Origin of the sequence: Sphingomonas sp. 66-10 (genome assembly GCF_001897045.1) — a bacterium.
Classification (GTDB): domain Bacteria; phylum Pseudomonadota; class Alphaproteobacteria; order Sphingomonadales; family Sphingomonadaceae; genus Sphingomonas; species Sphingomonas lycopersici.
This window is the reverse complement of the sequence record NZ_MKRR01000022.1, coordinates 28,604-38,115: the sequence shown is the minus strand read 5'-3', so window position 1 is coordinate 38,115 and position 9,512 is coordinate 28,604. Positions and strand designations below refer to the sequence as shown.

The window sequence follows — 9,512 nt, the reverse complement described above, 5'->3', positions numbered from 1 at the left end:
AACTCTCTCGTCGCTCAAAACCGGCCATGGATACCTCGACCCGCTTGATCAACATCACAGATGCTCCCTTGTTCAAGGGAGGGGAGAAGAAAAAAGGCCAAAGGTTGCCGTGGCCTCCGCAACGCTTTACCCGCGCGGCGATGGCCGACCCAACCGATCTTGCCGAGCTTCAGGCGGAATATGAGTTTCTCGACGCCGACGATCGCTACCGCTTGCTGATCGATCTCGGCCGCGCGCTGGAGCCGATGCCCGCGGCGCTCAAGACCGACGCTACCTTGGTCCGCGGCTGTTCCGCCGCCGTGTGGGTCTATCCGCAGCAACAGCCCGACGGGCGGCTCCATTTCCTCGCGGACAGCAATGCGGCGATCACCAAGGGGATCATCGCGCTGGTGCTGGCGACGGTGCAGGATCGCACCCCGGCGGAGGTGCGCGCCACCGACATCGACGCCGCGCTCGCGCCGTTCGAGCTCAAGACCCAGCTCAGCTCGAACCGGACGCAGGGCATCCCCAATATGATCGCGCTGATCCGCGAGACGGCGACTCGGCTGGCCTGAATAAACCTTCTTCGTCATTCCCGCGCAGGCGGGAATCCATTCTGGCTGGCTCCGCCGAAGGAAGCGTGAGCGCATTGCTTATGGATTCCCGCCTGCGCGGGAATGACGATAGGCCGGATGCGGCGGCTTAGTGATCACCGCACCGGCGACGCGAATCGCGCCGCCAGCGCCGCGACGTCCTCGCCCGGCTCGACCACCAGCCACTCGCCGGGGCGACGCGTGTCGACCACCGTCACCGCATGTTTCGGGCACAGGCCGAGGCATTTCGTCTCGATCACCCCGACGCTCGCCTTGCGCCCTTTGCCGAGCCCGGCGCATTGCCGCAGCGCCTTTGCCAGCCGGCTCCGCCCCTTCGCGCCGAAACCGCCGTCGAGTTTGCGCGAGCATTTGCCGCACACCAACACCGCGCCGTTCCATCCGGCCCGCGCGCGCTTCACGCCGGCCGCCAGCTTTTCGTTTCCTCGGCGACGCGCAACACCTCATAAGCGGCCTGGATCGCATGGAAGCGCGTGGCCGCCTCGCTGTCGCCGGGGCGGACATCGGGGTGGTTGGCCTTGGCCAGCCGTCGCCACGCCGCGCGGACCGCTTCGAAATCGGCATCGGGCTCGAGCTCCAGCACCTCCAGCGCACGCATCTCATCCCGCGAGCGGGTGCCGTCGCCGGGGCCGCCCCAGCGATAGTGGCGCGCCTGCTCGAAGCCCGAGGCGTCGCGCCGCTCGGCGGCTTCGCGCGCGGCGGCTTCCTCGGCGTCGAGCCCCTCGAAATAGTTCCAGCCGCGATTGTATTCCGCCGCATGCCGCTCGCAGAAATACCAGCGATCGGGGCTGTTGGGCGATTTGGGTGCGGGGCAATCGCCGGGCTCGGTGCAGCCGTGCCGGTCGCACAGCCGCACCTGCTTCGTCTCCCGCGAACTGCCGTAGCCGCGCCAGCGGGGGAAGCCCCAGTCATTTGATCTGCTCGATCGCGCCATGATGCCGGCGACATAAGGCGATTGCCGCCAGACGCAACCGCCGCGGCGCCGACGGCGGCTATCGCCTCATCATAAATGCGCCAGAGGGCCTATAAGCCGGGTTCTGTCCGTCCCGCGCGAGGCGGGACTGGGCGACCATTCCTCTAGGCCTGCCGTCGCCGACAGGCTCAAGCAACCAACCCGGGCGACCGGCGGGAACACGCCGATATGCCGCCCCTATTCGGTCTTGCTTCCGGTGGGGTTTGCCATGCCGCCGCTGTTACCAGCCGCGCGGTGCGCTCTTGCCGCACCCTTTCACCCTTGCCGCGCCCGTGCGGGCGTTTGGCGGTCTGCTCTCTGTGGCACTTTCCCTGGGGTCACCCCCGGCGGGCGTTACCCGCCACCGTCGTTCCGTGAAGCCCGGACTTTCCTCGCCCTCCCTTATCGGGAGGCCGCGGCCGCCCAGCCCTCTGGCAAAGCGGTCCCTAATCGTCTCCGCGCGGTTTGGGAAGCAGGAGCGCGAGCAGGATCATGCGGCATTCGGCGTCGATCTCGCCGTCGATCAGTTCGGGGCGGAAGCGGCGCTGGAACGCCATGATCGCCGCGAGCGGATCGCTGACATCGTAGCCGAAGCGTTCGAGCGCGATCAGGAAGCCCGATTGGGTCCACATCGGGTCCATCAGATTCTGCGTCGGACGCGGCAGCGCGAGCCGCAGCCGCGCGAGCTTCCCCCACGGGAACAGCTCCCCCGGATCGCGCTTGCGCGCCGGCGCGATATCCGAATGGCCGACGATATTGCCGCGGGTGATCTCGTAACGGTCCTTGATATCGTGGACGAGGCGGATCACCGCGTCGATCTGCTCGTCGGGAAACGGGCGATAGCCGAATTCGTGCCCGGGATTGACGATCTCGATCCCGATCGACGCCGAGTTGACGTCATCCACGTCGCGCCAGTGCGATCGGCCGGCATGCCAGGCGCGCTTGTCGTCATCGACCAGCCGCAGCACCGTGCCGTCCTCGGCCACGACATAATGCGACGAGACCTTCGCCGCCGGATCGCGCAACCGGGCGATCGCGGATTCGCCGTCCTGCATCCCGGTATAGTGAAGCACGATCATCGTGATCGGCAGCGACCGTTCGTCATAATTGGGCGACGGCGCCTCGATGATCTTCATACGCACTCCCCGTTGCCCGGCCGCTGTCAGTGGCTAGCCCGGTCGAGCCGGGGGGATCAACCGCTATCGCGCGTGTAGAAGCCGCGAAACTGCGCGCTGGGAACGAAATGGCGCGATTGCCCGCTCACCGTCTCGCCCGCGCCGAGCACGAGCAACCCGCCCGGCCGCAGCGCCGCCGCGAGCCGGTCGAGCACCCGCGCGCGCAACGTCGGCGACAGATAGAGCAGGACATTGCGGCACAGCACCGCGTCGAACCGCCCGGCCGGCGGGGGATCGTCGACCAGATTGTGCCGGCGGTACGAAATCTGCGCCAGCAATTCGGGCCGCGCGACCCAATGCGCGCCGCATTCGGTGAACCAGCGCAGCATCTGGCGCACCGGCAACCCGCGCTGGATCTCGAACCGGCTGTAGCGCCCCGCCCGCGCGCGCGCGATCGCCCCCGGCGACACATCGGTTGCGACGATCTCCCCCGCGCGTTCCTGCCCGATGAGCGTCATCGCGAGCGACAAAGGCTCCTGTCCGCTCGCGCATCCCGCGGACCACAGGCGCGGCCGCATGACGCCGTTTTCCGCCAATGCCGCGATCAGCCCCTCGATCGTGCCCGGATCGCGGAAGAAGGAGGTTTCCTGATTGAGCATCGCATCGACGATCCGCTCGCCGATCGCCGCATCCTCCCCTGCATCGAGCCGCGCGACGAGTTGATCGATCGTAAGTAACCCATATTCGGCGACCAGCGGCCTGAGCGCGATATCGACCCGCCACGCGCGCGACGCCGCCAGCCGCTGCCCGGTGTGGGCCTCCAGCAAGCTCGCCAGCCGCGCGATCGCTGCGTTGCTTGCGCCGCCCGGCAATGTGGCACCGATCATCCGCGCGCCACCTGACGCGCGATCAGCCGGCCGATCGCATCCGGCGGCATCACGGCATCGGCAAGCCCGGCGCCGGCCACCGCGCCCGGCATCCCCCACACCACCGACGACGCCTCGTCCTGCACGATCACCGTGCCCCCGGCGCGCCGTACCGCCGCCGCGCCGGCCAGCCCGTCGCGCCCCATCCCGCTCAGCACCACCGCGAGCAATCGTGGCCCGTACACCTCGGCGAGCGACGACAGCATCGGATCGACCGACGGCATGTTGCCGTTCGCCACCGCCTCGCCCGACAGCCGCAACACGCACCCGTCCTCGCCCAGCGGGGCGGCGACGATATGCGCATCGCCCGGCGCGACGACGATCCGCCCCGGCACGAGCCGCATGCGATCCCGCGCGACGTCGCACGGGCGGCTGCCGAGCACCGCGATCTGCGCGGCGAAATAGGGCGAGAAGGCGAGCGGCAGATGCTGGGTGATCACGATCGGCCGGTCGAATCCCGCCGGAATCGCGCGCAGCAGCCCGGAGAGCGCGTGGATTCCCCCGGTCGAGGCGCCGATCGCCACCACCTCGAACGGCGCTTCCGCCACGCGCGGGGTGCGTGGGGCATAGCGTGTCGCCGAGGCAGGTTCGGTCAGCCGCGCGAGCCGCTCGCGCAGTGCCACACCGAAGGTTCCGGCGAAACGCGCGCCGCCCGGCTTCGCCAGCGTATCGGCGGCGCCGAGCGCCAGCGCCTGAAGCGCGGCCTTGCCACCCTGCTCGCCGCTCGACGAGACGATCAGCACCCGCGCCGCGCCGCCGACCGCGAGCAGATCGGGCAGGCCGGTCAGCCCGTCGACCCCCGGCATCGCCAGATCGAGCAGGATCGCATCGACCTGGGCGCTGCCGAGGAACGCCAAGGCGCGCGGCACATCGGGCACCGCGCCGGCGACGACGAATTGTCCGCCTTCCTCGGTCATCCGGGTCAGCACCGCGCGCGCGACCGCCGAATCGTCGACGATCAGCACCCGCGGCGCGGCATCCGGCATATGACGAAGCGTTGTCGGCATCGCGCGCCGTGGTTCAGACGACGCCGACGATCTGCAGCTTGCTTTCCAGCGTCTCGCGGTCGAACGGCTTCATGACATATTCGTCCGCCCCGGCATCGATCGCCGCGCGGATATGCGCGCTGCCGTTCTCGGTGGTGCAGAACACCACCTTGGGCAGCGGCGCGAGCGCGGTCTCGCGCAGCGCGCGGAGGAATTCCATCCCGCTCATCACCGGCATGTTCCAATCGAGCAGGATCACGTCGGGCGGAGTCGCGACGCAATGATCGAGCGCCTCGCGCCCGTCGGCGGCTTCCGCCACCGCGAAATCGAGCCCCTCGAGGATATGCCGCGCGACCTTGCGGATAACCTTCGAATCATCGACGACCAGACATGACTTCATGACGCACCCTGTGCCTACCGGCGGCGAAGCTTGGTGACAGAAAGCGGTAACGACGAGGTTAAGGCTCTAAACTTCGATCAACCTACCCGCGCGATCAGCCGCGCGAGGTCGATCGCCAGCAGCGGCTCGCCGTCGCGCACCGCGCTGCCCGTCGCGATCGCCGCCCAGCTTTCGCCGAGCGCGGTGCCCGGCGGCAGCGGCACGACCTCGACCGGTTCGGCATCCTCGAGATCGTCGACCAGCACCGCATAGACATGGCCGTCGACCGCGGTGGTGACCGCGCGATGCCGCCCCGGCGGCGGCGACGGCAGGTCGAGCACCCGCCAGCTGTCGATCACGGTGACGACCCGGCTGCGCAGCGCGGCGAGCCCGCGCACCGCCGGCGCGGCATGCGGCACCGGCACGATATCGGCGATATCGACCACCCGCCGCACCTGGGTCGCTGGAAACAGCACCCCGCGCCCGCCGAGCCGGCCGACGAGGTGAAGCTCGCGCGCGCTCATGCCGCCTCCTCCAGCGCCGCGACCACCGCGGCGCGGTCGTAGCGATAGAGCGGATCGGCCGGGGTACGCCCCAATCGCAGCAGCCGCCCGGTCTCGACCCCCGCTTCCTCCTCGCCGTCCATCGCCAGCGCCACTTCGGCCATCTCGCCCGGCGCGAGCTGGCGCACGACGCGATAGCCCGCCGCCTCGATCGCGGGCTTGAGGAAGATCTCCATCCACCCCGCTTCCGCGCCGTGCAACAGGCACAGCCGCGGCGCGGCGGGCATCGCGCCCAGCGCGAGCGGGTCGATCAGTTCGATCGCCTCGCCCTCGATCAATGCGACCCCGGCGAGCGGCGCGGCAGCGGGGGCGATGTCGGTCGGCAGCCGGACGATGTCGATCGGCTCGCGCACCGGATAAGCCGCGCCGCCCAATTCCTCGGGCAAGCGCAATGCCGACCACCCGTCCGCCGGCGCGCGCAACGCCACCGCCGACACCAGCCGGACGGGCGCCCCGCCCGAGCTCAGCCAATGCTGCCCCGCCGCCTGATGCACCGACGCCGCCGGCAGCGGCTCGATCCGGCTGATCGCGGCGAGCGGGATCGCGCGGCGGCGGCCGTCGATATCCTCGAACAGCAGCGCCTCGATCCCCGCCTCCTCCACCGCCGCGGGCGGCGCCTCCTCCTCGACGCGATCGATCCGCGAGAAGCGCAGCCCCGCCACCTCGGCCAGCCCCGCCGCGTCGAGCAGCAGCATCGGATGCCCGCTGTCGGGAAGCGTCATCCCGGCATAGACTCCGGCGCGCATCACCGCCGGGGAGGCGGGCTTCACCACCACTTCCTCGGTGTCGATCACCGTATCTACGCCGAGCGCATAGCTGCCCCCCGGCACCTCCAGCACCGCCAGCAGCGCCGGATCGCGCACCGGCAGCCCGAGTACCTCGTCCAGCGCGATCAGCGGCAGCCGGCGGTCGCGGATCGTCACGATCCGTCCGTCGCCGATCCGGTCGATCCGCGTCGCCCCGGCAGCGGTCGCGACGATCTCATGCACCGCCTGCCGCGGCAGCGCGAAGGTCTGCCCGCCGCCCTCGACGACCACCGCCGAGAGGATCGCAAGCGTCAGCGGCACCTCGATCGAGACGGTCAGCCCCTGCCCCGGCCGGTTCAGCAGCGCGATGCTGCCACCGATCTGTTCGACATTGGTGCGCACCACATCCATGCCGACGCCGCGCCCCGAGGTGGCGGTCGCGATGTCGCGGCTCGACACCCCCGCCTCGAACATCAGCTCCAGCCGCTGCTGCGGGCTCAGCGCGCGCAGCTCGGCGTCACGCATCGGGTCGCGCGAGACGATCCCCGCGACGAGCCGCTCGGTATCGACCCCGCGCCCGTCGTCGGCGATCTCGACGATGATGCGATTGCCCGACTGGTGCGCCGAAACCGCCAGCCGCCCGATGTCGCGCTTCCCCGCCGCGCGCCGCTCGGCCGGGGTTTCGATCCCATGATCGAGCGCGTTGCGTACCATATGGACGAGCGGATCGCGCAGCAGCTCGATCATCTCGCGATCGAGCTCGACGTCGCCGCCGTCGATCGTCAGCGTCACCTGCTTGCCCAGCTCGGCCGCGGTATCGCGCACCACGCGCGGCAGGGCGGAGAACAAGGCATCGACCGTCTGCATCCGCGTCCGCGTCACCGCGTCCTGCAATTCGGCGACGGTATGCGACAGCCGGTCGAGCGCGCCCTCGAACGCCTGGTCGCCGCTCTCCGCCAGCCGATGCGCGAGTTCGTTGCGCACCAGCACCATTTCGGAGACGCCGTTCATCATCCGGTCGAGCAGGTCGACCGACAGCCGGATGCTGCGCGATTGGCCGCGCTGGATCGTCGCGGGCTGCGCCGGGACGATCCCTTTCTCGCCTTGATAGGCCGGGTCGAGTGCCGCGATCAGCGCCTCCTCGCCCAATGCTTCGAGCGCCGCCCCGGCATCGATCGCCGCGACGATCGCGCCGATGCGATCGACGATCGCCAGCACCGCATTGACCAAAGCCGGATCGGGCACGCGTTCCCCCGCGCGCACCGCCGCCAGCGCATCCTCCGCCGCATGCGCCAGCCGCCCGACGCGCGGCAGATCGAGGAAGCCGCAGCTTCCCTTCACAGTGTGGACGAAGCGAAAGATCGCATCGAGCCGCGCGCGGTCGGCTGGATCGGCCTCCCACGCGACGACCTCGCCCGCGATCGCCTCGAGCGATTCGCGGGTTTCGGCGATGAATTCCTGCAGCAATTCGTCCATCTTGCGCCGGCCATGCGCGACAGACGGTTAAATCGGGGTTTAGCGCGCCCTATTGAACCGGATCACCCAACACCCGTTCGCCCTGAGCTTGTCGAAGGGCTGCCCTTCTTCCTTCGAAGAAAAGGGCAGGGCTTCGACAAGCTCAGCCCGAGCGGAAGTTTTTGCGCTTCTACCCCGCCCGGATCGTCGCGCCGAACAGCAGCACATTCTCCGCCGGCGCGCTGACCTGTACCGAGCCGCCGGTTTCGGCGACGAGCGTGTGGATCAGATAGGCCGCCGCGCTGCGCGGGGTCACCTCGCGCCCGTCGGCGCCGTCGACCAGCGTCCGGCGCAGTTCGTCGTCGAGCACGATGCGGGTGCCCTCCGCCTTGAGCACGATCTCGGTCACCTCGCCGTGGCTCTCGCCGCCGATCGCCAGCGTGCCGCCGCGCACCAGCGCGTCACCCGCGATCATCCCGAGGTTGAGCAGCACCTTGATCGCGGTCTTGGGGAGCTGCGGCTCCTCGACCAGCCAGTGCAGTTCAAGCCGCTTGTTGTCGCCGAGCAGCCCCTCGATCGCGGTCTGCGCCTCGCGCGAATCGACCAGCTCGCCGAACCCGCCCGCCGCACCGAAGGCGAGTCGGAAGAATTTGAGTTTGTTGGCCGAAGTCCGCGCGCTGTCGTTCATCAGTTCGATGCAGCGTTCGCGCATCGCGGGATCGGTCTCGTCGGCGAGCAGCTCCAGCCCGTTGTTGAGCGCGCCGACCGGGGAGAGCAGGTCGTGGCACAGCCGCGAGCACAGCAGGCTGGCGAAATCGACCGGGCTGATCGTCATGTTGATATGGTCCCCCTGTGACGCCGCGCCTTTTGGCGAAGCGCGGAGTCAGGCGCAAGCCCGCCGCCGATCGGCTGCACCTTTTGCCTCGTCACCCCGGGGGGGGGTGTGCGGCAACGGATGTTAGGCGCAGATCGATCCTATCGCACCACGATCGCCACCGGATCGAAGCGTCCGTGCATCGCCCCGTCGCCCACCGCACGCCACGCCCGTACCTCGCTGCCCGCGACGATCACCCAGATCGCCCCGTCCGCTGCGGCCTGCGCCGCATCCTCCGCGGAAGGCTCGGATTTGCCCGATGGATGCGAATGATAATGCCCGATCACCGCCGGCCCCCCGCCCCGCGCGGCGCGATGCGCGGCGAGCAAGGCGCCGGGGTCCAGCTCGAACCGCGTCGCCGGCTGGGGGTGGATATTGGCGCAGCCGCGCGCCTCGATCCGGCCGTCCGGATGGCGCAGCAGCAGCCCGCAGATTTCGTCGCTGCTCCCCGCCGCATCTGCGACGATCCGGTCCCATGTTGGTCTTGAAATTTCCAGCGTGCTATCCATCTAAGACACGATGTATCCGGGGGCTTCCGTTATTCAAGCGACGATCACGCCGGCCGCCGACGGCTGGCGGCTCGATCGTGCGCTGGCGGACGCCGTTCCGACGCTTTCGCGCGAGCGGCTGAAGGTGCTGATCGCCGGTGGCAAGGTCTCGCGCGACGGCCTGCTCGTCCGCGAGCCGGCGCGCAAGGCGACCGCGGGCGAGACCTTCGCGGTCACCGTTCCCGATCCCGTCCCGGCGCATAACGAGGCGCAGGATATCCCGCTCCTCATCGCGTTCGAGGACGAGCATCTGATCGTTGTCGACAAACCCGCCGGGCTGGTCGTCCATCCTGCGGCGGGCAATCTCGACGGCACCTTGGTCAATGCGCTGCTGCATCATTGCCACGGCTCCCTGTCGGGGATCGGCGGTGTGGCGCG

11 protein-coding genes, 1 other RNA gene and 1 pseudogene are annotated in these 9,512 nt (G+C 69.5%); 2 read left to right on the top strand and 11 right to left on the bottom strand.

Translation table 11 applies throughout. The features are described from left to right. Positions 1–140: 140 nt before the first annotated feature. Entirely contained in the window at positions 141–554 is a 414-nt protein-coding gene (locus BGN95_RS02875; protein WP_179511669.1) for a SufE family protein, read from the top strand. Between the two features lie 134 nt (positions 555–688). On the opposite strand, the gene BGN95_RS02870 is transcribed toward BGN95_RS02875, so the two are convergent. The 11 genes from BGN95_RS02870 to BGN95_RS02820 all read right to left on the bottom strand — a co-directional run bounded on the left by BGN95_RS02870 (position 689) and on the right by BGN95_RS02820 (position 9,095). Then, a complete protein-coding gene (locus tag BGN95_RS02870; protein WP_265268425.1) occupies positions 689–991 on the bottom strand; it encodes a (2Fe-2S) ferredoxin domain-containing protein in 303 nt (100 codons plus the stop codon). Further along, entirely contained in the window at positions 988–1,524 is a 537-nt protein-coding gene (locus BGN95_RS02865; RefSeq protein ID WP_265268424.1) for a J domain-containing protein, read from the bottom strand. Before BGN95_RS02865 ends, BGN95_RS02870 begins: the two co-directional genes overlap by 4 nt. A gap of 76 nt (positions 1,525–1,600) precedes the next feature. Continuing rightward, an RNA gene (gene rnpB, locus BGN95_RS02860) (RNase P RNA component class A) lies at positions 1,601–1,977 on the bottom strand. An 11-nt stretch (positions 1,978–1,988) separates the two neighbouring features. After that, positions 1,989–2,678, bottom strand: a complete 690-nt coding sequence (locus BGN95_RS02855; RefSeq protein WP_179511673.1) for an N-acetylmuramoyl-L-alanine amidase — start codon at positions 2,676–2,678, stop codon at positions 1,989–1,991. 56 nt (positions 2,679–2,734) lie between these two features. Next, positions 2,735–3,544 (bottom strand): CheR family methyltransferase, encoded by an 810-nt coding sequence (locus tag BGN95_RS02850; RefSeq protein ID WP_265312085.1) that lies wholly within the window; start codon positions 3,542–3,544, stop codon positions 2,735–2,737. Then, positions 3,541–4,569 (bottom strand): chemotaxis protein CheB, encoded by a 1,029-nt coding sequence (locus tag BGN95_RS02845; protein ID WP_286771558.1) that lies wholly within the window; start codon positions 4,567–4,569, stop codon positions 3,541–3,543. The genes BGN95_RS02850 and BGN95_RS02845 overlap by 4 nt, the downstream gene beginning before the upstream one ends. Positions 4,570–4,603: 34 nt before the next feature. Then, the gene (locus BGN95_RS02840; protein WP_179511675.1) at positions 4,604–4,969 is read right to left on the bottom strand and encodes a response regulator; all 366 of its coding nucleotides are present in this window, start codon (positions 4,967–4,969) and stop codon (positions 4,604–4,606) included. 77 nt (positions 4,970–5,046) lie between these two features. Beyond that, positions 5,047–5,472 (bottom strand): chemotaxis protein CheW, encoded by a 426-nt coding sequence (locus BGN95_RS02835; protein ID WP_265268421.1) that lies wholly within the window; start codon positions 5,470–5,472, stop codon positions 5,047–5,049. Beyond that, a complete protein-coding gene (locus BGN95_RS02830; RefSeq protein ID WP_265268420.1) occupies positions 5,469–7,733 on the bottom strand; it encodes a chemotaxis protein CheA in 2,265 nt (754 codons plus the stop codon). The genes BGN95_RS02835 and BGN95_RS02830 overlap by 4 nt, the downstream gene beginning before the upstream one ends. A 169-nt stretch (positions 7,734–7,902) precedes the next feature. Then, positions 7,903–8,547: a histidine phosphotransferase family protein gene (locus BGN95_RS02825; RefSeq protein WP_265268419.1), complete on the bottom strand. Its 645-nt coding sequence runs from the start codon at positions 8,545–8,547 to the stop codon at positions 7,903–7,905. A gap of 140 nt (positions 8,548–8,687) precedes the next feature. After that, positions 8,688–9,095, bottom strand: coding sequence for a M67 family metallopeptidase (locus tag BGN95_RS02820; protein WP_286771557.1), 408 nt, complete (start codon positions 9,093–9,095; stop codon positions 8,688–8,690). Positions 9,096–9,105: 10 nt separating this feature from the next. Between BGN95_RS02820 and BGN95_RS02815 the strand changes: the two are divergent. After that, a pseudogene (locus BGN95_RS02815) lies at positions 9,106–9,512 on the top strand (RluA family pseudouridine synthase); the annotation flags it as partial.

Excerpts from the sequence above, each read along its gene's own strand:
- BGN95_RS02825 (WP_265268419.1), bottom strand. The coding sequence starts at position 8,547 with ATGACGATCAGCCCGGTCGATTTCGCCAGCCTGCTGTGCTCGCGGCTG.
- BGN95_RS02830 (WP_265268420.1), bottom strand. The coding sequence starts at position 7,733 with ATGGACGAATTGCTGCAGGAATTCATCGCCGAAACCCGCGAATCGCTC.
- BGN95_RS02850 (WP_265312085.1), bottom strand. The coding sequence starts at position 3,544 with ATGATCGGTGCCACATTGCCGGGCGGCGCAAGCAACGCAGCGATCGCG.
- BGN95_RS02865 (WP_265268424.1), bottom strand. The coding sequence starts at position 1,524 with ATGGCGCGATCGAGCAGATCAAATGACTGGGGCTTCCCCCGCTGGCGC.
- BGN95_RS02840 (WP_179511675.1), bottom strand. The coding sequence starts at position 4,969 with ATGAAGTCATGTCTGGTCGTCGATGATTCGAAGGTTATCCGCAAGGTC.
- BGN95_RS02855 (WP_179511673.1), bottom strand. The coding sequence starts at position 2,678 with ATGAAGATCATCGAGGCGCCGTCGCCCAATTATGACGAACGGTCGCTG.
- BGN95_RS02875 (WP_179511669.1), top strand. The coding sequence starts at position 141 with ATGGCCGACCCAACCGATCTTGCCGAGCTTCAGGCGGAATATGAGTTT.
- BGN95_RS02835 (WP_265268421.1), bottom strand. The coding sequence starts at position 5,472 with ATGAGCGCGCGCGAGCTTCACCTCGTCGGCCGGCTCGGCGGGCGCGGG.
- BGN95_RS02820 (WP_286771557.1), bottom strand. The coding sequence starts at position 9,095 with ATGGATAGCACGCTGGAAATTTCAAGACCAACATGGGACCGGATCGTC.
- BGN95_RS02845 (WP_286771558.1), bottom strand. The coding sequence starts at position 4,569 with ATGCCGGATGCCGCGCCGCGGGTGCTGATCGTCGACGATTCGGCGGTC.